At 67.5% G+C, this 23248-nt stretch carries 23 protein-coding genes and 2 pseudogenes; 17 read left to right on the top strand and 8 right to left on the bottom strand.

Going from position 1 to position 23248, the window contains the following annotated elements:
- Nucleotides 1-52 precede the first annotated feature (52 nt).
- The 10 genes from B5D38_RS20640 (at nt 53) to tnpB (ending at nt 7501) form a co-directional block, all read left to right on the top strand.
- A complete protein-coding gene (locus B5D38_RS20640; protein WP_078707513.1) occupies nt 53-313 on the top strand; it encodes a DNA -binding domain-containing protein in 261 nt (86 codons plus the stop codon).
- A 121-nt stretch (nt 314-434) separates the two neighbouring features.
- The gene (locus B5D38_RS22310; RefSeq protein WP_165690783.1) at nt 435-761 is read left to right on the top strand and encodes a transcriptional regulator domain-containing protein; all 327 of its coding nucleotides are present in this window, start codon (nt 435-437) and stop codon (nt 759-761) included.
- Complete coding sequence (locus B5D38_RS20630) at nt 667-1206, top strand: DUF2285 domain-containing protein (RefSeq protein WP_078707141.1); 540 nt, start codon at nt 667-669, stop codon at nt 1204-1206. Before B5D38_RS22310 ends, B5D38_RS20630 begins: the two co-directional genes overlap by 95 nt.
- A 131-nt stretch (nt 1207-1337) precedes the next feature.
- A complete protein-coding gene (locus B5D38_RS20625; RefSeq protein ID WP_078707140.1) occupies nt 1338-1619 on the top strand; it encodes a helix-turn-helix transcriptional regulator in 282 nt (93 codons plus the stop codon).
- Nucleotides 1619-2503, top strand: a complete 885-nt coding sequence (locus tag B5D38_RS20620) for a replication initiator protein A (protein WP_078710337.1) — start codon at nt 1619-1621, stop codon at nt 2501-2503. The genes B5D38_RS20625 and B5D38_RS20620 overlap by 1 nt, the downstream gene beginning before the upstream one ends.
- Nucleotides 2504-3026: 523 nt before the next feature.
- On the top strand, nt 3027-3590 hold the full coding sequence (locus B5D38_RS20615) for a DUF2840 domain-containing protein (protein ID WP_078710336.1): 564 nt from the start codon (nt 3027-3029) through the stop codon (nt 3588-3590).
- Nucleotides 3587-4132: a S26 family signal peptidase gene (locus B5D38_RS20610; RefSeq protein WP_078710335.1), complete on the top strand. Its 546-nt coding sequence runs from the start codon at nt 3587-3589 to the stop codon at nt 4130-4132. Before B5D38_RS20615 ends, B5D38_RS20610 begins: the two co-directional genes overlap by 4 nt.
- 152 nt (nt 4133-4284) lie before the next feature.
- The gene (locus B5D38_RS20605; RefSeq protein ID WP_245319432.1) at nt 4285-4965 is read left to right on the top strand and encodes a lytic transglycosylase domain-containing protein; all 681 of its coding nucleotides are present in this window, start codon (nt 4285-4287) and stop codon (nt 4963-4965) included.
- A gap of 244 nt (nt 4966-5209) precedes the next feature.
- Nucleotides 5210-6946, top strand: coding sequence for a relaxase/mobilization nuclease domain-containing protein (locus B5D38_RS20600; RefSeq protein ID WP_078710334.1), 1737 nt, complete (start codon nt 5210-5212; stop codon nt 6944-6946).
- 327 nt (nt 6947-7273) lie between these two features.
- On the top strand, nt 7274-7501 hold the full coding sequence (gene tnpB, locus B5D38_RS20595) for an IS66 family insertion sequence element accessory protein TnpB (protein WP_078710333.1): 228 nt from the start codon (nt 7274-7276) through the stop codon (nt 7499-7501).
- A 75-nt stretch (nt 7502-7576) separates the two neighbouring features.
- Here tnpB and B5D38_RS20590 read toward each other — a convergent pair.
- Nucleotides 7577-8673, bottom strand: a pseudogene (locus tag B5D38_RS20590) (IS5 family transposase).
- Nucleotides 8674-8747: 74 nt separating this feature from the next.
- Nucleotides 8748-9385: pseudogene (locus B5D38_RS20585) on the bottom strand (IS3 family transposase); the annotation flags it as partial.
- 204 nt (nt 9386-9589) lie between these two features.
- Here B5D38_RS20585 and B5D38_RS20580 point away from each other — a divergent pair.
- Nucleotides 9590-9829: a hypothetical protein gene (locus B5D38_RS20580; protein ID WP_078710332.1), complete on the top strand. Its 240-nt coding sequence runs from the start codon at nt 9590-9592 to the stop codon at nt 9827-9829.
- A gap of 216 nt (nt 9830-10045) precedes the next feature.
- Nucleotides 10046-11014 carry a D-2-hydroxyacid dehydrogenase gene (locus tag B5D38_RS20575; RefSeq protein WP_078710331.1) on the top strand — a complete coding sequence of 323 codons (969 nt, stop codon included), beginning with the start codon at nt 10046-10048 and terminating at the stop codon, nt 11012-11014.
- Nucleotides 11015-11139: 125 nt separating this feature from the next.
- Here B5D38_RS20575 and B5D38_RS20570 read toward each other — a convergent pair whose 3' ends face one another.
- Nucleotides 11140-12183: an Ldh family oxidoreductase gene (locus B5D38_RS20570; RefSeq protein WP_078710330.1), complete on the bottom strand. Its 1044-nt coding sequence runs from the start codon at nt 12181-12183 to the stop codon at nt 11140-11142.
- On the bottom strand, nt 12180-12851 hold the full coding sequence (locus B5D38_RS20565) for an RraA family protein (RefSeq protein ID WP_078710329.1): 672 nt from the start codon (nt 12849-12851) through the stop codon (nt 12180-12182). The genes B5D38_RS20570 and B5D38_RS20565 overlap by 4 nt, the downstream gene beginning before the upstream one ends.
- Nucleotides 12852-12963: 112 nt before the next feature.
- On the opposite strand from B5D38_RS20565, the gene B5D38_RS20560 reads away from it, so the two are divergent.
- Together B5D38_RS20560 and B5D38_RS20555 are read left to right on the top strand one after the other, a co-directional pair.
- Nucleotides 12964-13917 (top strand): LysR substrate-binding domain-containing protein, encoded by a 954-nt coding sequence (locus tag B5D38_RS20560; protein WP_078710328.1) that lies wholly within the window; start codon nt 12964-12966, stop codon nt 13915-13917.
- Between the two features lie 18 nt (nt 13918-13935).
- A complete protein-coding gene (locus B5D38_RS20555) occupies nt 13936-14727 on the top strand; it encodes an FCD domain-containing protein (protein ID WP_131829980.1) in 792 nt (263 codons plus the stop codon).
- Nucleotides 14728-14764: 37 nt separating this feature from the next.
- On the opposite strand, the gene B5D38_RS20550 is transcribed toward B5D38_RS20555, so the two are convergent.
- The 3 genes from B5D38_RS20550 to B5D38_RS20540 all read right to left on the bottom strand — a co-directional run bounded on the left by B5D38_RS20550 (nt 14765) and on the right by B5D38_RS20540 (nt 17973).
- On the bottom strand, nt 14765-15139 hold the full coding sequence (locus B5D38_RS20550) for a hypothetical protein (RefSeq protein ID WP_078710326.1): 375 nt from the start codon (nt 15137-15139) through the stop codon (nt 14765-14767).
- 197 nt (nt 15140-15336) lie between these two features.
- Entirely contained in the window at nt 15337-16779 is a 1443-nt protein-coding gene (locus B5D38_RS20545) for an aldehyde dehydrogenase family protein (protein WP_078710325.1), read from the bottom strand.
- Between the two features lie 15 nt (nt 16780-16794).
- Nucleotides 16795-17973, bottom strand: coding sequence for an iron-containing alcohol dehydrogenase (locus tag B5D38_RS20540; protein WP_245319430.1), 1179 nt, complete (start codon nt 17971-17973; stop codon nt 16795-16797).
- A 256-nt stretch (nt 17974-18229) separates the two neighbouring features.
- On the opposite strand from B5D38_RS20540, the gene B5D38_RS20535 reads away from it, so the two are divergent.
- Entirely contained in the window at nt 18230-19267 is a 1038-nt protein-coding gene (locus B5D38_RS20535) for an aldo/keto reductase (RefSeq protein WP_078710323.1), read from the top strand.
- 90 nt (nt 19268-19357) lie between these two features.
- On the opposite strand, the gene B5D38_RS20530 is transcribed toward B5D38_RS20535, so the two are convergent.
- On the bottom strand, nt 19358-20422 hold the full coding sequence (locus tag B5D38_RS20530) for an ABC transporter ATP-binding protein (protein ID WP_078710322.1): 1065 nt from the start codon (nt 20420-20422) through the stop codon (nt 19358-19360).
- A 594-nt stretch (nt 20423-21016) separates the two neighbouring features.
- Between B5D38_RS20530 and B5D38_RS20525 the strand changes: the two genes are divergently transcribed.
- Nucleotides 21017-21799 (top strand): RraA family protein, encoded by a 783-nt coding sequence (locus B5D38_RS20525; RefSeq protein ID WP_078710341.1) that lies wholly within the window; start codon nt 21017-21019, stop codon nt 21797-21799.
- A gap of 129 nt (nt 21800-21928) precedes the next feature.
- Nucleotides 21929-23173, top strand: coding sequence for an ABC transporter substrate-binding protein (locus B5D38_RS20520; protein WP_078710321.1), 1245 nt, complete (start codon nt 21929-21931; stop codon nt 23171-23173).
- Nucleotides 23174-23248: the final 75 nt, after the last annotated feature.

Genomic DNA, 23248 nt, shown 5'->3' with positions numbered 1-23248 from the left:
GCCGCCGTGCTATCGCAGCGCCGACGCTGGAGCCTCTGCGAGGGCCGCCATGATCACTTCGCCACTACACGATGCGCCGCCCGAGAGCGACGGGCTGACCGACTACGACCGCGCGCATGTGAAGCTCTACGTGCGGCTTCTCGACGCGGCGGCCGACGGCGCCGACTGGCAGGAGGTGGCTGCTGTGCTGTTCGGGCTTGATCCGGCACGGGAGCCGGAGCGCGCAAGGCATGTTTATGAGGCCCATCTCGCCCGCGCCCGCTGGATGAGCACGACCGGCTATCGCTTTCTCGCGCGCGAAGAGCAGCACTGACTGCACCCCGTGATGCTGGCGCCGCATCGGGTGATGCCGGCAGGCGGACTTCCCAAGCACAATCGCAGCGGGAATCTTTCAAGGCATCAGCAGCCGCGCGTTTTGCGGCAAGGAGGATGCCATGGTGCCTGATGCATCGCGATGGCGGTCTTCGTCCGACTACGACTATCTCGACGATCTCACGGGTTCCGATCTCGCCTGGGAGTGCCTGCGCCGCAATCCGGACTATCAGCGCGACTTTGCCGAGGTGCAGGACCATGCGCGCAACGCCGCGCATCTGGCGCGCCTGATGCGGCTGCGCTGGGGGATCCGATTTCCCAACGGCACCGAGCGAGACGGCGAACGATGCGACGGTGTTCTGGACGGCCGAGGTCGATCCGGCGACGGTGCTGCTGACGCAGAAGCCGGTTCTTGCCCCTGTTGCCGGCGAGGTTGCTCCGCCGCCTGACGCCGGCGCCGCTCCGGCTGGCACTGATGGTCTCGACCTTGCCTTCGGCGCCGGCCTCTCCTCCCTCCATGTCTTCGTTCTGCCGGGCATCGCGGCCGACGATGCCCTTGCCGCCATCGTTCCGCTGGATGCCGATCTTCCTGACCGGCTGCGCGCGCTGGAGCGCTACCGGCATGTGCTCGCCGGTCGCCGCATTCCGCCCGACGATCGGCTGACGCCGCAGCGGCGCCACACCATCCGGCAAGCGCTGCAGGCCTTCGACGGACGAAGCTGTGGCGCCACCCACCGCGAGATCGCTGCGGTCCTGTTCGGTGCCGGTCGGCTCGCCGACGAGATGTGGAAGACCTCGTCTCTGCGCGACAAGGTCAAACGGCTCGTGCGCGAGGGCACCCGCCTGGTCGGCGGCGGCTATCGCGATCTCTTCCGCCATCGCCGCCACGACTGACCCTTTGCCGCCGAGGGGGCGATTTTTCGCTTTCCCTCTTCGCCCTCCCTCTGCGCGGCGCTTCTCCGCCACCGTGGCCTTCGTTCGCCGCCGATCGCCGGCGGCCTCATTCAACCCTCGAAGGCCCGATCATGACGCCCACCATCCCCGGCTTGCCGCCGCGCTATCTCCGCACGCCCGAAGCCGCCCGCTTCCTTGGTCTTTCCGGCCGCACCCTCGAGAAGCACCGCACCTATGGCACCGGCCCCGCCTACCGCAAGCTCGGCGGCCGTGTCGTCTATTGCCTCGACGATCTCCAGGCCTGGGCCGACCGCGGCGCCGTCACCTCGACTTCCGATCCGCGCGGCTCGCTGCTTCCCGCCAAGCGGCATGCCTCGCCGTTGCTGCGGACCACTGGGCGCGACGCCCGCTGATGCCGGCTCATCCCCACAAGGCCGAACGCGAGCAGCTCGATCTCTTCCGGGCGCTGCCCGGTGATCTTGCCCCGCGCGACGCCCAGGACCTCATGGCCTATCCGTTCTTCTCTCTGGCCAAGTCCAAGCGTCTGGCGCCGATCGACTATCGCGCTGGCACCATCGTCATCCGCGTCGAGGCGGTGCCTGAGCACGGGATGGCCACCATCTGGGATGCCGACGTGCTGATCTGGGCGGCCTCGCAGATCGTCGGGGCCCGCGATGCCGGACTTCGCCCTTCGCGGCTGATGGCCGCGACACCCTATGATATCCTCACCTTCGCCGGCCGTGGCGTGTCGCTGCGCGACTACGCCCGCCTCAAGGCGGCGCTTGATCGGCTGCAGTCGACCACGATCGCCACCTCGATCCGCCAGCCGGCCGAGCGGCGATTACACCGCTTCTCCTGGATCAACGAATGGAAGGAGAAGGCCGACGCCCATGGCCGGCCGCTCGGCCTGGAGCTGATCCTGCCGGATTGGTTCTATGCCGCCGTCCTCGACGATGCGCTCGTCCTTACCATCGACCGGGCGTATTTCGCGCTGACCGGCGGGCTGGAGCGCTGGCTTTACCGTCTCGTGCGCAAGCATGGCGGCCGGCAGCAGTTCGGCTGGAGCTTCGATCTCCCGCATCTCCATGCCAAGTCCGGCAGCCTCTCGCCGCTGAAGCACTTTGCCTACGACCTGCGCGAGATCGTCCGCCGGCAGCGCCTGCCGGGCTACCGGCTCACGCTGGAACAGATCGAGGACGCCCCCGCCCGGCTGTCCTTCGCGCCGATCGGCGCGGCCCCGTTCGGCCCACCGTCCCATCCTCCATCTGCCTGTGCACAAGCTGGGGATAAGCTGTGAATCGTCTCGTGCTATCAGGGACCCGACCCGTCGTGCTATCGGGGACCGTATCCTCGTGCTATCGGGGACCAAAATCGCCTGTTTCCGAAGCGCCATCAGCAGCTTGCGGCGCCCGTAACTTTAGTAACTTAGATTCCTTCGGAATCTTTCTAACGGACCCCGCGATTTGCCCACCGGTGGACAAGGCCGGCGGAAGCTCACCCGACAAGCCACCGCAAAGGCTCGGGAACGGACAAACTGGGCTTCGCCATGGAGCCGAGGTCGGCAGCCATAGCGGTGGCCATGAGGGCTTCCGGGAAGAAGGACGAAGCGGTCGCGGCAGGAGCGACCCGGACCTACCCAATAACAAGCTGACACGCTCGGCACGGCCGGGAAGCGACGTGCATCGGAGAGCACCGACACGTCGCGGCCCGATCGCCTCGTCCGACCAGCACCCGGTCCGCCGCCATCTCGTCATCCACTGTGACGCACTTTGCGGGCTCCCGCCAGCGTGTGCGTGGGACCGCAACGATGGAGGCGCCCGATGAAGCGCAATCCATCTGCTGGAACAGGGCCTCAAATACCGCCGCTCGACGAACTGACCTGCGTCGAACTTACTTGGATCGCAAAGAAGATCGAGTTCTGGATCCGCTTCGGCCGGAAAGCCGGCGAACAACGGTTCGATCGCCGCCGGCGCCTGTTGTTGTTCGCTCCCAACACCGTCTTCGCGTTCGTCCGCTGGGCGGCGAACGACTATGGCACGGTGATTTCGCGAATCGACATCGTGCGCGCCGTTGCACCCGGCGAACTCTATCAAACGCTGCCCTTCGTGCGCCCCGGCGGCGACATTCTGCTCAAGATCGCCGGCTGGCCAAAGGTGGAACGAGTGCTGCAGATGATCGACGCCGTCGAGGCCCTCGGCATCGATCCATGCACCGTCGCGCCGGATTATTGGCGGCACGTTCACAACCGCCTCACCGCTGGTCACGAGCCGCGGGTCTACACTCGCGAACAGCATTCGGCGTACCAACTGCGCCAGAGGATCACCGACGACCGGCACGGCGAAGGAGAGGCGCGTGCAGATCTATCGGGAGAGCGCATGCCATGACGCGCGCGGCCATCCTCGCCGCGAGCTGCGTCGCGGTAGCGCTCGTCGGCGGTTCGCTTGCCACCCCGTCGGCGCCGAAACTGCTCTGGAACGCCTCGGCCAGCGCCCCGATCGGACTTTACCTCACCATGCCGGTGGACACGCTCAAGACTGGCGATCTCGTCGCAGCGACGCCGCCGGAGCGGCTGGCGCGCTTCATGGCGGATCGCGGCTATCTCCCGTGCGGCGTGCCGCTGATCAAGCACGTGCTCGGCTTGCCTGGCCAGAACGTTTGCCGCAACGGCCGCAGCGTCAGGCTCGATGACAAAACCGTCGGAGAGGCACTCGACCGCGACCGCATGGGTCGCCCGCTGCCGGTTTGGCAGGGCTGCCGGCGCATCGTGAAAGACGAAGTCTTTCTGATGAACACGAGCGTCCGAGACAGCTTCGACGGGCGATATTTTGGCCCGCTTCCGGCGCGCACCGTCATCGGACGCGCCATTCCCATCGCCACCGACGCAGATGGCGACGGCCGTTTCGAATGGCGGGGGCCGGCATGGTGACCGGCGCGGATGCCGCCTCTGCGACCGGTGCCGGATGGCGCGCTTTCGGCCCGCGCCCCTGCACAAAGACGACACTCGCGCCACTTGGCCGGAATCAAAGCAGGCGATGGTCACCGAGCTGTCGCTGGTCGCTTCTCCTCGTTCCATGGCTCTTGCTGGCTGCAGCCGCGCCCGTCCCCGTTCAAGCGCAGGCATTCCCGCCGGAGCTCACCGCGACGGCCGATCTGGTCAGTGCCGCGATCTCAGAAGCCGCTCAGCGCTTTGCCATCCCGCCGCATTGGATTCGCGCCGTCATCGTCGCCGAAAGCAACGGCGAGGCTCGCGCTGTCTCGCCGACCGGCGCCATGGGGCTGATGCAGGTGATACCAAGCACCTGGCGGGATATGCGCATCCAAATGGGCCTCGGATCGGACCCGTTCGACCCATACGACAACATCCTCGCTGGCACCGCCTATCTGCGCGCGATGCTCGATCGCTACGGCTCGCCAGGCTTCCTCGCTGCCTACAATGCGGGTCCCCGACGCTACGAGGAGAATCTGCTCCTTGGCCGTCCGCTGCCGGCCGAAACGCGGGCTTACGTCGCCAAGCTCGCCCCGATGATCGGCAGTGAGGTGGCCGCCTCGCTCACCGAGGATGCCATCGCGTCCGTCGACTGGACGCAGTCGCCGCTGTTCACTCGGCATTCCAATGTCACGCCGGCCGCTGCCCCACGGCGCGCCGACGGACAAACCGGTGCAGCCGCGGCAGCGCCCTTGCGGCGCCCATTCTCTCCCTTGCAACCGCCGCCGGACGGGCTGTTTGTGCGGATCACTCCGACGGAAGGCCAGCCATGAGGTCGATCGTGCTTCAGCGCGGCCCAGAGGGGTTGCGGATATTGACGGCGGTAGGCTGGGCGTTGCGGGAGGGCGCAGTGGGGATATGGCAGGATAAAGGCGCGCGAGGTGCGCTGAGAGACGGTCGTGGATTGGCAGGGGTTTGCGCCGCGAAACTGCGATGTGCGCCCGATCGGCGCGGCCTTTGGCGAGCGCTCTTTCGCAAGCATATCAGCGCTTCTGCGCGAGGTGCGGGGCTCCGGCGATGACGAGCGAGGACGATTTCCGCATTCGGCCCGGCCGCATCCGCTCCAGCAAGGCGCAGCGCGCCCGGCCGTTCATCGCCCAGGCCCTTGCAGCCGTCGAACGCGCCGGCGGCACGGTGTCCCGTAGAGACAAGATCGGCTCACCTGCGCGCTCCCGCCTCGGGCGCGGCCAGCGCGCCTCCATCCAGGCCAACCGGCGGATCACCTCCCGCTCGCGCGGCGCCGTCATTAAGGCCCGCTTCGTCAGGCACAGCGGACGCGTTGCATTACTCGCAACGCATCTTGGTTATCTCCGACGCGAGGGTGTCACCCGCGACGGCGAGAAGGCCCGCCTGTTCGGCCCGGGTGCCGATGAGGTCGACGCGAAGGGCTTTGCCGAGCGCTGCCAAGAGGACCGCCACCACTTCCGCTTCATCGTCTCGCCCGACGACGCGCTGGAGATGTCCGACCTCAAGGGCTTCACCCACGATCTGGTCGGTCAGATGGAGACGGACCTCGGCACCAGTCTCGACTGGGCGGCCGTCGATCACTGGAACACCGAGCACCCGCACGTCCACCTGATCGTGCGTGGCGTGCGCGACGACGGCGAAAATCTCGTCATCGCCCGCGACTACATCAAGGAAGGTATGCGCGATCGGGCGCGCAATCTCATCACCCAGGAACTTGGTCCACGCACCGACTACGACATCCGCCAGACGCTTGAACGTCAGATCGACGCCGAGCGCTGGACCGATCTCGATCGCCAGTTGGTGCGGGAAGGCTATCGAGCCGGCGTCATCGACACCGCACCTCGTGCCGACCACAAGCCCGATGAATTCGACGCGCTAAAAGTCGGACGGCTGCGCAAGCTGGAGAGCCTTGGCCTCGCGCAACAGATCGCGCCCGGCCAATGGACGCTCTCGGACCATACAGAAGCGACGCTTCGGGATTTGGGCGAACGCGGCGACATCATCAAGCGCATCCATCGCGGCCTCACCGAGCGCGGCATCGATCGTGGGGCAGCGAGCTATGTCCTCGCGTCCGAAAGCCTCGCAGATCCGGTCATCGGCCGCCTCGTCGCCCGCGGCCTCGACGACGAACTGAAGGGCACGGCCTATGCCGTGGTCGACGGCGTTGACGGCCACACCCACCACATCAAGCTGCCGGATCTCGACGCGGCAGGTGACAGCGCTCAGGGCTCGATCGTCGAGCTGCGCAAGTTCGAAGTTGCGAACGGCCGCCAGCGTGTGGCGCTCGCCGTCAGATCCGATCTTGACATCGCCGCCCAGGTCACAACCACCGGCGCCACCTGGCTCGACCGGCAGGCCATCGCCCGCGTACCGGTTCCCCTCGGCGGCGGCTTTGGCGCCGAGGTTCGCGACGCCATGGATCGCCGCGCCGAACACCTGGTCGCTCAGGGGCTCGCCGAGCGGCAGGGTCAGCGGATCGTCTTCTCACGCAATCTGATCGAGACGCTCCGCCAGCGCGAGCTCCAGACGTTGGGCGAAAAGCTCGCAGCACAAACAGGTCTGCCATTCAACCGCGCTGGCGGCGACGAGTACGTCGCCGGGACCTATCGTCGGCGCTTCGCGCTCGCCTCCGGTCGCTTCGCCATGATCGATGACGGTCTCGGCTTTCAACTCGTACCCTGGTCGCCCTCACTCGAAAAGCAGATCGGTCGCCATGTCTCGGGCATCGCCCGCAACGACGGCGGCATTGATTGGAGATTTGGCCGCAAGCGCGGATTGGGAATATAAGCAGCAGGTCGCACGTTTTGCTTTCGGCAAAAGGCGAGTGGAAAGCTTCCGTGGTAGTCCTTCGCCGGGATCTCAGTCGTTTGAACTCCCCGCCGGACTGGTGAACTTGGCGCTGCTCGGCCTGAACATGAGGGACGGCCTCCGCCTTGCTAGGCGGACAATGCGCTCGAAGCAGGCCAGGACGAGTGGATAAAGCCGAGAATTCGGCCTGACCATGTTGTGGTTTTACCCCGGATATTCGGTAAGCGTCGTCGCTGTCGCACCTTGCTGATGGCGGCGTAGCCGGCGAGTTTCCGGGCCTTTCGGACGAGGGAAAGGCTTGGAGCCATGTCGATGTCATGTGCTGATACTGGTACAAAGCGGCTGGAAGACAGCGCGTTCAAATGGCCGGCGATCACGGACGGTGTCATTCGGCTGACGGCCGCGCAGCTCTCGGCGCTTCTTGAAGGACCGGATTGGCGCCGCGTTCATGAGGCCCGAACGACACGAACACCCGAAGCTGGACGGTTCTATCGACGCCAGGATTTTGGGTTTGGCTGGGCATTGGGAGCGTGAAGTCTCGCAGTGCCGCCTCGGCTGCTGAGCCGCAGCTCCGGCGGGTAGGTGAAGGGCGCTATCCAGGCGTCCGGCTCACGCCACCGCCCTCCTTCCCAGGAAGATCAGGCGCTTGATGTTGTAGACGAGGTTGGCCATGCCGATCTTGGTCGTCGCTCGTGCGATGCCGATCGTGCGGATGAACACGCCCATCCTGTTCTTCTATTCGGCAAAGATGTGCTCGACCGCCGAACGGACCTTGGACTTGGCATTGTTGGCGCGGCGCGCTGCCGTTGGCATCGGCTTGCCCGCCGGCTTCTTGCGATGAACCCGGCTGACGAAGCCGTTCTGAGCCATGAACGCCTCGTTGGCGGCCGAACGATAAGCGGTATCGCCCAGACGTCGCTCGCCGTGTTGGTCTTGTCGAGCAGCTCCTCGCGCAGCCGGGCGCCCTCATAGGCCGCTGCGTCCGTCGCCATGAAGGTCCGGATGAAGCCGAAGCGGCGGTCGATAGCGATGTGGTTCTGATAGCCGAACGTCGGGATGGCGATGTCCACCGGCGGCTTGGTGCCGTCCGCCTTCTCCTTGGCCTTGGCGAACTTCACAGTCCAGCGCGCATCGCGGTCCTTGTGTCGGAGCTTGGCGGGCCGCTTCTTCCACTCCTCCGGCACCCGGCCTTCCTTGATCGCCTTCTTCTCCTCGTCCGTGTTGCTCTGTCGAGGCGCGGCCACGAGGCTGGCGGAGGTCCTCGGGCTTGACCCGGGGATCTGGCCCGACATGGCGATGTAGCCCGACGCCCGAAGTGCTGCATCGAAGCGCTCGAACAGCCCCTTGATGGCATCGGCCTTCGTCAGCTTCTCCCGGAACAGCCAGATCGTGCGGGCGTCCGGCACGCGGCCGGACAAGCCAAGGCCCAGGAAGCGCATGACCGAAAGCCGATCGTTGATCCGAAACTCGGCGCGTTCGTCCGACAGATTGTTGGCTGCCTGGATCACCAGGATCTTGAACATCATCACCGGATCGAACGGCGGGCGGCCCCCTTGCGGACCGCTGGTGTAGTCGAGCGCCGCAACGAGATCGGCCCGGAACATCTCGAAGTCGACCGCCGTGCCGAACGCCTCGAGCTGGTCGCCCAGGTCGCTCAGGCGCTTCAGGCGATCATCGAAATCAAAGAAGCCAGGCGTCGTTCCCATCCCCGTGCCTCCTCCACCCCACTGGAGACACTGAATCATCAAACGCCCGCAATGGCGAGGTTTTTAGAACCCTCCAGCTCCTTATGGAGCCGGTCGCTGACCGCCCAGCCGACCATGCGACGGGCGAAGAGATCAATGACGACAGCCAGATACAGCCAGCCCTCGCGGGTCCAGATGTAGGAGATGTCGCATCCCCACTTCTGGTTCGGGCCGGTTGCCGTAAAGTCCTGATCGAGCGGGTTCGGCGCGACCGGAAAGCCATGCTCGCTGTCCGTTGTCCTCTTGAAGCGCCGCTTCTGGCGAGTCTTCAATCCGTTCTCGCGCATCAGCCGCGCCACCCGGCGACGGCCGACAGGCAGGCCGTTGTCGCGCAGATCGTGGGTCATGCGAGGACTGCCATAGGTTTCGTTCGACAAGGCGAAGGCCGAGCGCACATGCGCCAGGAGAACCAGGTCGTCACGCTGGCGGTGACTGGCGGGGCGAACCTGCCAGGCAAAATAGCCGCTCGGGCTGACGCTAAGAACCTTGCATAGCCGCTGGATGGGGAATTCCGCTTTCGCCCCATCGATGAAGCGGAACCTCATCGACTTCCCTCCCGGGCGAAAAAAGCCGCGGCCTTCTTCAGGATCTCGCGTTCCTGTCGCAGCACCGCATTCTCACGCCGCAGCCGCTTCAATTCCGTCGCCATATCCTCCTGGCGATCCGGCGGCGGCGCATTGGACTTTCGACCCTGCAGCGCTGACCATGGCGTTTGCCACGCATAGAGCGCCGTCAGGCCGTTCATCGGGATCGTCCGCGGCTTCGACGAGGCTCGCGCGGTCGGGTTTGTGCACCACGGAGGCGGCTGGAACCATGATATAGGCGGCCTGCGCCCGGCCCTCCTCGCGCGGCCCTCGCCGACGCCACCAAGAGCGCCATGTACAATATGATCCTGAAGGCGGTGGGCACGGCGATCGAGCAGACGATCATCGAAGGCCTCTACGAGGACCGGTTCCGCAACAAGGCGGGCCAGATCGTCGACCTGCACCAGCGGATCGCGCTGTGCGCCAGGAACGAGACGCAGGCTCGGCAGGCGATGGAGGACCATTTTGATTCGGTCGTCCACGATCTGCTCGAAGTGAGCCGGCCGGCCGAGGACGCGCCGCTGCGGTCCTGAGCCTGCGGCCGGGCGAAGCGCCGGCGCTCGCCCCCGATCGGCCGGTCGTTGCCGCCACGATATCATTGACGGTCCCGCAATGTATTGGACGGCCCGGCGCGGCCGGGCCAAGCTGCTTCGTCACGGTGCGGCGCAGCTCCGGGAGGACAGCGCGCCGCGGCCAACGACAGACCACCGTGCCCTGAAGCCAGGGCGCCGACGCGAGGGGAGGACGCCGTGGACGCGGCCAACATCGTGTTTCTCGACCGCGAGACGCTCTCGCCCGAGATCGCCCTGCGGAACATTGACTTTCCGCACCGCCTAACGGTCTTTCAGCGGACCCGGCCGAGCGAGGTCGCCGGGCGCATCGCCGAGGCCGACATCGTCATCACCAACAAGGTGCCGATCCAGGCCGACTCGATCGCGGCGGCCCGGCGGCTGAAGCTGATCGCCGTCGCCGCCACCGGCTACGATCCGGTCGACGTCAGGGCCTGCGAGGCGGCCGGCATCACCGTCAGCAACGTGCGCAACTACGCCCGGAACACGGTTCCCGAGCACACCTTCGCGCTGATCCTGGCGCTGCGCCGCAGCCTGGTGTCCTATCGCCAGTCCGTGCTCGACGGACGCTGGGAGAAGGCCGGCCAGTTCTGCTATTTCGACCATCCGATCGCCGATCTCGCCGGGGCCACCCTGGGGGTGATCGGCGACGGCGTCCTCGGCCGGGCGGTCGCCAGGCTGGGCGAGGCGTTCGGCATGACCGTCGTCTTTTCCACCTACAAGGGCGTCGACGGCATGGGGCCGCTCTACACCCCCTTCGAGGAGGTGCTGCGCCGCAGCGACGTCATCACGCTCCACTGCCCGCTGCTGCCCTCGACCAGGAACCTGATCTCCACCGCCGAATTCGAGCTGATGCAGCGCCGGCCGCTGCTGATCAACACCGCCAGGGGCGGGCTCGTCGACGAGCAGGCGCTCGAAACCGCGCTGGAGACGGGCCGGATCGCCGGCGCCGGCTTCGACGTGATCAGCCGCGAGCCTCCGGGCGAAAGCCACGTGATGCGCCGGATCGCCGAACGGCCGAACGTCATCGTCACGCCGCACGTGGCCTGGGCGAGCCGGCAGGCCGTTCAGAGCCTCGCCGACCAGTTGGTCTCGATCGTCGAGGCGTTCTGGGAGGGACGGCCGCTTAACGTGGTGTCGCCCGGCTGAGCCGCCCACCCGCGCTGCGGATGCATCCGGCGCCGCGCCAGGGTGCGCGGCGCCGGGGCCTGGCGCGATCCGTCGACGGATGGGCCGCCGCGGGCGCGGACACGCCAAGACGGGCGCTCGCTCGCTCAGGCCGGCCAGGCCACGCCGCGTTCCTCGCCGAGCCGCTTCAGATCGGCCGTCAGCTTGTCGGCGAGTTGAATGCCCTCGCGTTGCCGCTTCGTCTGCAGGCGGTGCTCCACCTCGCCGGCATAAAGGAGCTCCTCGACGCCGGGCGCCCTCGGTTCCGCCTTGAGCTGATCGATGAAGCTGCCGATGCGCCGCTTGAACAGATCGAGCTCGACGAACCGCGCGATGTCGATCGCCAGGAAGAAGTGGCCGACGTTCTGCGGGTTCTGCCAGTCCAGGTACATGTTGCGCACGCCCGGCCCGAAGCCGGCGCCGGTGAGCACGCCCGACATGATGTCGATGGCCATCGACAGGCCCGACCCCTTGGCCCCGCCCATCGGCAGCACGGCGCCGTCGAGCGCGGCCTGGGCGTCCGTCGTCGGCCGCCCCTCCTTGTCGACCGCCCAGCCCAGCGGAATGTCTTCGCCGCGCTTTGCCGCCATGATGATCTTGCCGCGGGCGACGAGGCTCGTCGCCATGTCCAGAATGAACGGCACCTCGCGGTCGCCCGGAAAGCCGAACGCCAGCGGGTTGGTCCCCAGGAACGGCCTGACGCCGCCGGCCGCCGGCATCGTCTGGGAGGCGTTCGACATCACCATCATCGCCAGGCCGTCGCGCACCGCGCGCTCGACGTAATAGGCGGCGGTCCCGAAATGGTTGGAATGGCACACCCCGAGCGCGCAGATGCCGTGCCGCTTCGCCCGTTCGGTCACGGCTTGTAGGGCTTTCACCCCGACATAGGCGCCGAACTGGTTGCCGCCGTCGACGAGGCCGGTGACGCCCTCGTCCTTCGTCAGCACGACCGGCGCGCGCGGTTCGACCATGCCCTTGGCGATCCGCTCCAGATAGATTTCGCAGCGCACGACCCCGTGCGATTCGATCCCCCTCAGATCGGCGTAGACGAGCGATTCGGCGACCACGGCGGCCACCTCGGCCGGCGCGTCGGCGGCCAGGAACAGATCGCGGCAGAAGGCCGTCAGGGCCTCGGCGTCGACGGTGCTCATTCGAACCGGCACCCGTTCGCCTTGAGGGTCCGGTCGATCCAGCTCCGGTCGAACGTGCCCTCCTCGATCTGGTGCATGCTGACGCGCTCTCTGGCGTTGTGCGCCTGCGCCAGTTCCAGGATCTCCTCCGCCTCGGCCAGCGGCACGCACAGGACGCCGTCGCCATCGCCGAGGACGACGTCGCCGGGATGCACGATCATGCCGCCGACGGCGACCGGCACGTTGATCTCGCCCGGGCCGTCCTTGTATGGGCCGCGATGGCTGATGCCGCGGGCGTAGACCGGCATCAGCCTGGAGATCTCGGCGGTGTCGCGAACGGCGCCGTCGATGATCCAGCCCGCGATGTCGTGCCGCAGCGACAGGCGGATCATGATCTCGCCGAGCAGCGAGTTAGTCAGATCGCCGCCGGCGTCGACGACGACGACGTCGCCGGGCTCGGCCATGTCGATCGCCTTGTGCATCATCAGGTTGTCGCCCGGCCGGGTGCGCACGGTCAGCGCCACGCCGGCCAGCCGCATCTCGGGCGCGAGCGGACGAAGCACCGCGCCGCCGGCGAACATGCGGCTCATGTTGTCGCTGATGTTGGCCAGCGGAAGCGCCGCGAAAGCCTCAACGAGGCCGGCGCGCGGACGCGGCCGTTCCTGCTTGATCCTGAAGCCGACGCCCATGTCACCCTCTCCCTGCGCTTGCTCCATTTCGTTCATGCGGAGAAGGCTAGTCAGGGGCCGGTCGAGCGTCCAATATATTGAAGCGTGTCGATTGATGCCTTAGGGTTATCGAATGATCGAACTTCGACATCTCCGCTATTTCGTCGCCGTCGCCGAACAACTGCATTTCGGGCGCGCCGCCCAGCATCTGCACATCGCCCAGCCGGCCCTGAGCCGCCAGATCAAGCGGCTGGAGGCGGAACTGGGCGTCGTGCTGCTCGAGCGCACGCAGCGCTCGGTCGCGCTGACGGCGGCGGGCGCGGCCTATATGAAGTCGGCCAAGCAGTTGCTGGAGCAGATGCGGCGCGCCAGCACCGACGCCGTGCGCGTGGCCAACGGCGAGACCGGCCGACTGAAGGTCACCTTCATCCATTCCTCGACCTACAAGCTGACCCCAACGATCCTCAGCGTCTTCACGAAGCGCCACCCCAACGTCACGTTGAACCTGCAGGAGATGACGGTCATCGAACAGCTCGAGGCGCTGCGGCGGGGCGAGGTGGACGTCGCCCTGCTGCGCCCGCCGGTGGAGGATCGCGCCATCGCCTTCGAGACGGTCATGCGGGAGAGCTTCATCCTGGCGGTTCCCGACGGCCATGTCCTGGCGGACCGGGCCGCGGTTCCGCTGACCAGCCTACGGGACGAGCCTTTCATCCTCTTTGCGGCGCGCCAGAGCCCGCTGTTCAACTCCCGGGTGATCGCGCTCTGCGAAGGCGCCGGGTTCACGCCGAACATCGTTCAGGAGGCGATCCAGATCCACACGGTGCTCGGCCTGGTCGGCGCCGGCCTCGGGGTCGCGCTGGTGCCGGATGCGGCACGGTATCTGAACATGCCGGGCGTCGCGATGGTGCCGCTGGCCGACGCCTCCGAACCGGTCGACGTGCTGCTGGCCTGGCGCAACGACGCCCGCAATCCGGCCGTCCCGCTCTTCCGCGCCGCGGCGACGGACGCCGCTCGGTCGATCCTGCACAGTCGGCGTCCGGCCGATCTTCGGATCGACGCCGATCACCCCATCGTCGACAGCCTCTAGGTCTTGCGAGCCGAGCGCATGGCACGGACCACCACCAGCAATCAGCCGAGGACGGAAGAGGCCGGGAGCCGCCGGTCTGCGGCGGGTCTGGTGGACGCCCACGGCCGGGACGGCGAGAAGAAGCTCTACGAGGTCGTCGCCGACCGGCTGACGGCGATGATCGCCGACGGCCGGCTGAACGCCGGCGACAGGCTGCCGCCGGAGCGCAAGCTCATGGAGATGCTGGCGGTCGGGCGGCCGGCGATCCGCGAGGCGCTGCTGGTTCTCCAGCGCGCCGGGCTGGTTTCCGTCGGCAACGGTCGCCGGCCGATCGTCACCAGGCCGAGCGCGGCGACGATCCTCACCGGCGCCGCGCTTCCCGTGCAGCAATTGCTGGGCGAGCCGAGTTCGCTGGCGGACTTCTTCTCCGCGCGCACCTTCTTCGAGATGGCGCTCGCCCGGCACGCCGCCCTGCACGCCGGTTCGGACGACATGCGCGCCCTCAAGCTGGCGGTCGAGGAAAGCGCGGCCGCCGTCGGCGACCGGACCCGCTACGAGCGGGCCGACCTCGCCTTCCACCGCGTGCTCTTCGCGATGCCCGGCAATCCCCTGTTCATTGCCGTGCACCAGGCGTTCGACGCCTGGCTGATCGAGCGCTGGCGCCGTCTGGACCGGCCGACGGAGCGCGACGTCGCCTCGCACGAAGGGCACCAGGCGATCTACGAGGCGATCCTCATGCGCGACCCGGCGGAAGCTGAAGCGGCGATGGAACAGCACCTCTCCCTGGCATGGGCCTTCTGGCAGACGCGCCTGCCGGCCGCCGCGCCGTAGCGGCCGACCGAATGGTGCCGGGGTGAGCCGCCGCCGCTCACGTCCAGATCGAGGGGGTATCGAGCAGGGCGAACCGTTCGGCTTGCGCTCCGGGGCTGAAGCACACGCAGGACCGGACGGCGAGGAACGGCTCGAGCCAGGCGCCTTCCAGCGCGGCAAGCTCCTCCGACGCCAAGTAGTCGCGATAGTCGTCTTCGTCGTCGAACATGACGACGGACGTCACCTCGGTTCCGCCGCTTCGGCAATCGGCCGGCAGCGGGTCGCGGGCGCCGGCCCAGGCGCCCCGTCCGGCATACCCTTCCCGGACGAGGGGCGACAGCGCGATGTGATCGGACAGCTTCCGCACGTACCGGTCCATGGCCTGCGCACCGGCCGCGGGATCGAACGTTAGGACGGATATGAAAACCAACATGTTCGCTCCTCCCTTGATCTTGGTGACGCCCCGCCGGGCCGGCCGGAACGACGATCCGGCGGAACGCCCGGCGGCGCCTTCGCTCCCCTCCTTCCCCCTCGCGCGCGGCCGAAGCCGCGCCAGTCCGCCGGGCCGCTTGGACCCCGAAGGAGCCGGGGCCTCCCCCAGGAGCGCCGGCCCATCGCCCCCCGCACGGTCTAGAACAGGCGGTAGACGACCTTCGTCGCGGTGTAGAAGCCCCGCGCGGAGGCACCGATGGAATAGGCGCCCTCGCCGGATTTCTTGACCCCGCCGAATGGCACGTGCGGTTGGCTCGCCGTGCCGTGGTTGATGTGGACCATGCCGGCCTCCAGACGGTCGGCGAACCGGGCGGCCAGCTTTGGGTCGGCGGTGAACAGCGAGGCGGCGAGGCCGTACTGCGTATCGTTGGCGATCGCCAGCGCCTGCTCGGCGCCGGAGACCCGGATCACCGGCAGGATCGGGCCGAAGATCTCGTCCACGGCGAGCGGCGACGTCGGGTCGACCCGGTCGAACAGGGCGGGCGAATGGAAATAGCCCTCCGTCTTCGGATCCTCCACCGTCTGGCGGCCCTCGACGATCAGCTCCGCCTCGCCGGCCCGGCCGACGTTCATATAGTGGTTCACCCGGTCGAGCTGGTCCTGGCTGACCATCGGGCCAATCTGCGCGCCCTCCCGGAAGCCCTCCGCCACCTTCAGCTCGCGGGTGGCGGCGGCGAGCTCGGCCACGAGACCGTTGGCGAGATCGTCGGCGACGACGACGCGGCTGAGCGCCGTGCAGCGCTGTCCGGCCGCCTGGAAGGCGGCGGAGACGATCTCCTTGGCCGCGCCTTTGAGGTCCCGACAGTCGATGACGATGGCCGGATTCTTGCCGCCGAGCTCGAGCTGGACCCGGGCGATGCGCCGCGCCGCGGCGGCGTAGATGCGCCTGCCGACCTCGGTGGAGCCGGTGAACGAGACGCCGGCGATCGCCGGATGGGCGGCCAGGGCGGCCCCGACCGCGCCACCGCCGCCCATGACGAGGTTTGCCACACCCTTAGGGAAGCCGGCGCGATCGATCAGCTCGGTCAGCTTCACCGAGCACCAGGGGGTGAGCGAAGCGGGCTTCATCACCAGGGTGCAGCCGTAGGCGATCGCCGGCGCAAGCTTGCGGATCGGCGTCACCACCGGAAAGTTCCACGGCGAGATGAGCGCCACCGGCCCGAGCGGCTCCTGCCGGGCGACGATGTCGACGCCCGCCCGCTCGGAGGCGAAGCTGCCGCCGCCGACGTGCAGCGCCTCGCCCGCCATAAAGCGGCACTCGGCGATGGCGCGGCCGACCTCGCCGCGCGCTTCGGCGAGGACCTTGCCCATCTCCTTGACGATGATGGTCGCCAACTCCTCGGCATTGTCCTGCATCAGATCCGCCAGCCGGGCGAGCAGGCTGGAGCGATAGGACGGTGGGGCGAAGCGGAAGTCCGCGAAGGCCCGACGGGCCGCGTCGACGGCCGCATCCACGTCCTGCGGCCCGGAGCTGGCGAATTCGCCGAGCACGTCCTGCGGCCGAGCCGGATTGAGATTGGGCGCGTAGTCGCCGCTCACCGGCGCCCGCCAGGCGCCGTCGATATAGTTGTCGTATTTCACCCTTGCCTCCGAATATCAGATCGACGCCCGCAGCACCTCGGCGAGCTGCGCCGGGCTGGTCTCGCGCGGATTGACGGCCACGTTGCCGCTCTTCATGGCCTCCGCCACGATGCGCTCCACCCAATCCTCGTTCATGCCGCATTCCCCGAGGCCTCGCGGCAGGCCCAGATCGTCCTTGAGGCGCGCCACCATCTCGACGCTCAGCCTCGCCGCCTCGAGGGGCGGCATGCCGCGGGTGTCGGCGCCGAGCGCCTGGGCCACCGCCGCGTAGCGCTCGGGCGCCGCCTCGACGTTGAAGGCCATGACGCTGGGCAGCGTCAGCGCGATGATCGTGCCGTGCGGAATCTTCAGATTCCAGCTGCCGAGCGGCATGGCGAGGGCATGCGCCAGCCCGAGCCGGGTCGGATTCATGGCGATCCCCGCGAGCACGCTCGCCAGCATCATGTCGCAGCGTGCGGCGCGGTCCGCGCCGTCGTGCACCGCCTTGCGCAGGCTCCGGCCGGCGAAGGCGATGCTCTGCAGCGCCAGCGCGCCCGACACCGGCTGGCAGGCGCGGTTGACGTAGCATTCGCTGGCGTGCGCCAGGGCGTCCATGCCGGTGGCCGCCGTCACCGCCGGCGGCAGGGTCAGCGTCAGGTCGGGATCGCAGAGCGCCACCGTGGCCATGAAGCGCTGGCCGCCGGCCGAAACCTTCATTCCGGTGTCGTCATCAGTTAGCACCGACCAGATGCTGACCTCGCTGCCGGTCCCCGACGTGGTCGGCACGCAGATGCTCGGCAGCGGATCGGCGGGCAGCTTGTTCAGCCCGACATAGTCGAGAATGCTCCCCCCGTTGGTCGCCATAGCGGCGATCGCCTTGGCCGAATCGAGCGCGCTGCCGCCACCGAGCCCGACCACCAGATCCGCATCGAAGCGACGCGCCTCGGCGGCGCCGCGCATGATCAACTGCGACCCCGAATCCTGCCGGACCTCGTCGAAGACCTCCACCTCGACACCGCTCGCCGACAGCGGCTCGCTCAGCCGCGGCGTCAGCCCAGCCATCACAACGCCCGGATCGGTCACGAGGAAGGCCCGGCGAGCGCCAAGGGACCGCGCCAGCGTGCCCAAGTCCGCGGCGATGCCGGCGCCGAACCTGAGATCGACCGGAAACGGCGGAAAGGAGAAGGAACGATCGGGTTGGCTTGGAAAGAGCACGGCGGGCCTCCCTGCGCGAATTGTGCCTGTGGATTTTGGTATGACAGGTTTTTAGCACTTCCGCGACAGACACGCCAGTATCGCGGAGGTCCAAAGGCGACATCTTTGTTGCAGAGAGCCGAAATAGCACTGTTTCTCAGATGCTTGTCGGGATGTTTCCGCCTTTGGCGTCGGCAGGACGCCGCTTGCACGGCTTGCCGCCCATCATATGGCATGATAGCTTTCCGAGAACTTCTGACTGTCTTGGAGAGAGCATATGCAATTCCGCCCCCTCGGCCGGACGGGCCTTCGCGTCAGCGAGCTCTGCCTGGGCACCATGAATTTCGGCGGTCCGACCGACGAGGCGGCGGCCGGCGAGATCTTCGCCATGGCCCGCGACGCCGGGATCAACTTCGTCGACACGGCTGACGTCTACAGCGCCGGCCGGTCCGAAGAGATCACCGGCCGCCTGGTCGGCAGGAACCGGCACGACTGGGTGCTGTCCAGCAAGTCGGGCAACTGGCTGGGCAAGGGCGAGAACGACGGCGGCCTCAGCCGCACATGGCTCCTTCACGCGCTCGACGGTTGCCTTCGGCGCCTCGGCACCGACTATCTCGACGTCTGGTACCTGCACATCGACGACCGTCAGACGCCGTTCGAGGAAATCGTCGTGACGATGGATCTGGCGGTGCGCTCCGGCAAGGTGCGCCACTGGGGCTTTTCCAACTTCATGGGATGGCAGGTGGCCGAGTTCATGCGCGTCGCCGACGCGATGGGCTGCGTGCGCCCTTCGGCGTGCCAGCCCTGCTACAACGCCTTCAATCGGCTGATCGAAACCGACCTCCTGCCGGCCTGCCGGCGTTTCGGCCTCGGCGTGGTGGCGTTCTCGCCGCTGGCGCGCGGCGTGCTCACCGGCAAGTACCTGCCCGACCAGGAGCCGGAGGCAGGCACCCGCGCCGCGCGCAAGGACAAGCGGATGATGGAGACCGAATTCCGCCGCGAGTCGCTGGCGCTGGCGCAGCAGCTCAAGGCCCATGCGCAGGGCAGCGGCCGCACCGCCGGCGACTTCGCGCTGCGCTGGGTGCTCAACAACACGCTGATTTCGAGCGTGCTGATCGGGCCGCGCACGACCGGCCACCTCACCGCCTATCTGAAGTCCCTGGAGACCGGCTTCAGCGAGGCGGACGAAGACTTCCTGACGACGCTGGTCGCCAGCGGCCACACCTCGACGCCGAACTACGGCGATCCGCGCTATCCCTACACCGGCCGCAGCCCGAAGGTCGGCAGCCTGCCGCAGGCGCGGATCAGGAACTGACCGGCCGGCCCGCCGGGCCGCAGACGACCGACCTCCCCCGGGGAGCGGCCGCCGCGAGCCGGCACCGCGCCGGCTCGCGGCGATCCGGCGCTACAGCCGATTGCCCTCGGCCGCGAAGAGATGGACCGCCGAGGCGCGCGGCGTCACCGGGATCGTTTCCCCCGGCTTTGCGCTCACCCGCTGCCGGAACAGTCCGATGACGTTCTGTCCCGCGAGCTTGCCGAGCACCTGCGTCTCGGAGCCGAGCGGCTCAACCACTTCCACCTCGAAGGGCGCGCCGACCTCGCCGCCGAGGCTGAGGTCCTCCGGCCGGATGCCGTAGGTGACCGGCTGGCCGAAGGCCCGCTGCGGCGCCCCCTCGAGCGGCAGCTCGATGCCGCTCTCGGCCTCGAAGATGCTCTTGCCGTCGCGGGCCTTGACGTGCCCGTGCAGGAAATTCATCGCCGGCGAGCCGATGAATGCCGCCACGAAGAGGTTGGCCGGCTGATCGTAGAGCTCCAGGGGCGGCCCGGCCTGCTCCACCACGCCGTTCTGCATGACGACGATCTTGTCGGCCATCGTCATCGCCTCGATCTGGTCGTGCGTGACGTAGACGATCGTGGTGCCCAGCCGCTGGTGCAGCGTCTTGATCTCGGCGCGCATCTGCACGCGCAGCTTGGCGTCGAGGTTGGACAGCGGCTCGTCGAACAGAAACAGCTTGGGGTCGCGCACGATGGCGCGCCCCATGGCGACGCGCTGGCGCTGACCGCCGGAGAGCTGCTTGGGGTAGCGGTCGAGGAGCTGCTGGACGCTGAGGATCTCCGAGCCGCGCTGGACCTGACCCTTGACGACGTCGCGCGGCGTGCCCTTGAGCTTCAGGGAGAAGCTCATGTTGTCGTAGACCGTCATGTGCGGATAAAGCGCATAGTTCTGGAACACCATGGCGATGTCCCGGTCCTTGGGATGCAGCTCGTTCACCACGGTGCCGTCGATGATCACCTCGCCGTCGGTGATCTCCTCCAGGCCCGCGATCATCCGCAGCAGTGTCGATTTGCCACAGCCCGACGGGCCGACCAGCGCCACGAACTCGCCGTCGGCGATGTCGATCGACACGCCGTGGATGACCTCCACGGCGCCGAACGATTTATGGACGTTTCTTATTTCAACAGTGGCCATCGGCCGGTCTCCCAGAGTTTCGGGCGTCCTGCGCCCGCCAGTCCCGCCCTCTCGAGGCCAAGCCGGCCGGGCGGGTTGCACGCTGTTCCTGAAGACTCTCGCACCGCACACCCTCGGCGCGTCGGCGGCAGCGAGCCTCCCGCTCCGCACGTCGCCAGTCCTTCCCCGGCCGCCGTGCTTTCCCGGTGGGCCGCTTGCCGTGCGCCGCTCGGCGGCGGACACGCGAGCCTGCGAAAACCGTCGCCGAACCGGCGGCGCCTCATGCAAGAATTCTTTTCAAGCTGCTAAGTATTTTTTTGAACGACGCGAGCAGAACACCCAATTTGCAAGTGACCAACATGCGACGCGACAGATGCTGCCGGCAACGAGGGAGCGCTGTCAACCCACTTTCGACGCCGCGGTGCGCGCCGGCCGGCACCGCGCCGATGGCCGCATCGCCCCACCCTCGGGCGAACCGCTTTAATGCCGATGGGGGCGTCGCTATGTCCCATATGATACCCGGATGTTATCAGTAAGGCTCTCCTATTGTATTGGACGAGCCTGGGCTTAGCAGCCAACCTAGCCATCGGTCATTTGCAGGGAGGCATCGTCGCCATGTCCGAACCGAACATCAAGAACCGACCCGCGGCGGGTTCCGCGGTCGATCCGTTTCACATCCGCAAGTACTTCGAGCCGGTCCGCGTGGCCGACGTCGCGGACGCGATGGACGGCATCGGCTATTTCAACATCGGCCTGGTTTCGCAGGAGATCCGCCCGCTCTGGCTCGGCATGAAGTTCTGGGGGGTCGCCTTCACGTTGCGCTGCGTGCCGGCCAACAAGCCGATGTGGAAGCTGAACACCACCGAAGACGTGGTCAACGCGCACGGAATCTGGTTCGACAAGACGGGCAACGCGACGGCGGGCTTTCACGAGCAGCTGCAGCCGGGGCACGTCGTCGTCACCGATGTCGGCAGCACCGCCGACGTCGGCTTCTGGGGTTCGGAGAATTCGCTCGGTGCGGTCACGCGCGGGGCCGTCGGCATCGTCACCAACGGCCAGTGCCGCGACACCGGCGAGGTGACGCTGCAGAAGACCCCGGTCTGCGCCAGAGGCCGCGGCCGGACGATCATTCCCGGGCGCATCGAGACCGTGGAATGCCAGACGCCGATCGGCATCGGCGGCGCGCAGGTGCGGCCGGGCGACATCGTCGGCTGCGACGACGACGGCCTCATCGTCGTGCCGATCGAAGTGGCCAAGGAGGTGGCCCTGCACGCGCGCGCCGTGCTTCTGGCCGACATGAAGGCACGCCGTCGGCGCTACGACCAAGCCGGCATGGCACCCGACGCCAGCGTCGACATCGAGGCCGTCGAGCGCCACTACGCCGCCCTCGAGGGCTGACGGCGCCAAGCGGCCGCGCCTGGCCCCGCCGCGGCGGACCAGGCGGGCTGCCGGCGGCAACCGCCAGAGCTTCCACGCCACCGCCGACCCGGCAAGAAGGGGCGGGGCACATCTGAGGAGGAAAAATTCATGACACCAAGGACTCTCCTGATGGCCGGCGCCATCAGCATCGGCACAGTCGCTCCGGCGCTGGCCCAGGACACCGTGACCCTCCAGTTTTGGGAAGGGCACAGCGTCCAGGAGGAAGCCGCCACGATCGAGATGATCAAGGCGTTCGAGGATTCGCACCCGAACATCAAGATCAACCGGACGAAGGTAAGCTTCGGCACGAATTTCGAGAAGATCACGACGGCCGTCGCCTCCAACACGCTGCCCGACGTCAGCCCGATCTGGGGAGGCTTCCTCACCCAGTTCGCCGCGTCCGGCCAGCTCCTCGACCTGAGGCAGTACGGCGTCGAGGACATGCAGGAGGGGATCTATCCCGGCGCCTGGTCCTTCGGCGAATGGCAGGGCGGCGTCTACGGCGTGCCCTACGCCTTCGACGCACGCTTCATCGCCTACAACAAGCAGGCGTTCGAGGAGGCCGGTATCGCCCAGCCGCCGCAGACCTACGACGAGCTCTATGCGGACGCCGAGAAGCTGACCAAGAAGAACGGCAACACCGTCGAGCAATACGGTCTCGGCATCGGCGGCGCCGACGCGCTGGTCAACTTCTACGTCAACCTGCTCTATTCGTTCGGCGGCAAGATCTTCAACGACGACGAAACGCAACTGGCGATCGACAGCGACGCCGGCATCAAGGCCGCCGAATACCTGTCGAAGCTGGCCGAGTCGGGCTACGTCTCCTACGGCGGCAGCACCGGCGACGACCTGCGCAACTCGGTGATCACCGGTCGCGTCGCGATGATCCACGACGGACCGTGGATCTTCTATGCCGAACAGCAGGCCAACGCCGACCATCCCGTCGCAGTCGCGCCGATGCCGGTGGTGAAGCAGGGCGAAAAAAGCGTCAATTTCGGCAGCGTGGGCGCCTATGTCGTCTACAAGTCGTCCCAGCACCCCAAGGAAGCGGCCGAGTTCGTGAAGTTCATGGGCTCGCCCGAGGCCCAGCAGTACCGCGTCAAGCTGCTCAAGACCGGCGTGGCGACCAACGTCTCCGAGCAGCCGGTGGCGATCGAGACCTACAAGGAATGGCCGGAGCTCAAGACCGCCCAGGAGGCCCTCAACGGGTCGCAGATCTTCCCGACGAGCGCCAAGTGGCCGCGCGCCTTCCAGATCATCCTGCCGGCCGCCGAAGCGATCATGGAGGGAGACGACCCGCAATCGACCGTCGAATCGGCCGTTCGCCAGGCCAGCCGGCAACTGCGCCGCTAGCCGCGGCCGGGCGGGATCGGCGCGGCCGGTCTCGCCCCTCGCGCCCTGGCGTTCGGCAGGTCGGGTCCACGGATC

This window comes from Consotaella salsifontis (assembly GCF_900167365.1).
Taxonomy (GTDB): Bacteria; Pseudomonadota; Alphaproteobacteria; order Rhizobiales; family Rhizobiaceae; genus Consotaella; species Consotaella salsifontis.
This window is presented reverse-complemented; position numbering and strand designations above follow the sequence as displayed.

Coding starts and splice junctions, on each gene's coding strand:
- B5D38_RS20555 (WP_131829980.1), top strand. CDS start 13,936: ATGGCACGGACCACCACCAGCAATCAGCCGAGGACGGAAGAGGCCGGG.
- B5D38_RS20550 (WP_078710326.1), bottom strand. CDS start 15,139: ATGTTGGTTTTCATATCCGTCCTAACGTTCGATCCCGCGGCCGGTGCG.
- B5D38_RS20615 (WP_078710336.1), top strand. CDS start 3,027: ATGAAGCGCAATCCATCTGCTGGAACAGGGCCTCAAATACCGCCGCTC.
- B5D38_RS20600 (WP_078710334.1), top strand. CDS start 5,210: ATGACGAGCGAGGACGATTTCCGCATTCGGCCCGGCCGCATCCGCTCC.
- B5D38_RS20525 (WP_078710341.1), top strand. CDS start 21,017: ATGTCCGAACCGAACATCAAGAACCGACCCGCGGCGGGTTCCGCGGTC.
- B5D38_RS20530 (WP_078710322.1), bottom strand. CDS start 20,422: ATGGCCACTGTTGAAATAAGAAACGTCCATAAATCGTTCGGCGCCGTG.
- B5D38_RS20570 (WP_078710330.1), bottom strand. CDS start 12,183: ATGAGCACCGTCGACGCCGAGGCCCTGACGGCCTTCTGCCGCGATCTG.
- B5D38_RS22310 (WP_165690783.1), top strand. CDS start 435: ATGGTGCCTGATGCATCGCGATGGCGGTCTTCGTCCGACTACGACTAT.
- tnpB (WP_078710333.1), top strand. CDS start 7,274: ATGTCGATGTCATGTGCTGATACTGGTACAAAGCGGCTGGAAGACAGC.
- B5D38_RS20620 (WP_078710337.1), top strand. CDS start 1,619: ATGCCGGCTCATCCCCACAAGGCCGAACGCGAGCAGCTCGATCTCTTC.
- B5D38_RS20610 (WP_078710335.1), top strand. CDS start 3,587: ATGACGCGCGCGGCCATCCTCGCCGCGAGCTGCGTCGCGGTAGCGCTC.
- B5D38_RS20625 (WP_078707140.1), top strand. CDS start 1,338: ATGACGCCCACCATCCCCGGCTTGCCGCCGCGCTATCTCCGCACGCCC.
- B5D38_RS20580 (WP_078710332.1), top strand. CDS start 9,590: ATGTACAATATGATCCTGAAGGCGGTGGGCACGGCGATCGAGCAGACG.
- B5D38_RS20565 (WP_078710329.1), bottom strand. CDS start 12,851: ATGGGCGTCGGCTTCAGGATCAAGCAGGAACGGCCGCGTCCGCGCGCC.
- B5D38_RS20520 (WP_078710321.1), top strand. CDS start 21,929: ATGACACCAAGGACTCTCCTGATGGCCGGCGCCATCAGCATCGGCACA.
- B5D38_RS20535 (WP_078710323.1), top strand. CDS start 18,230: ATGCAATTCCGCCCCCTCGGCCGGACGGGCCTTCGCGTCAGCGAGCTC.
- B5D38_RS20560 (WP_078710328.1), top strand. CDS start 12,964: ATGATCGAACTTCGACATCTCCGCTATTTCGTCGCCGTCGCCGAACAA.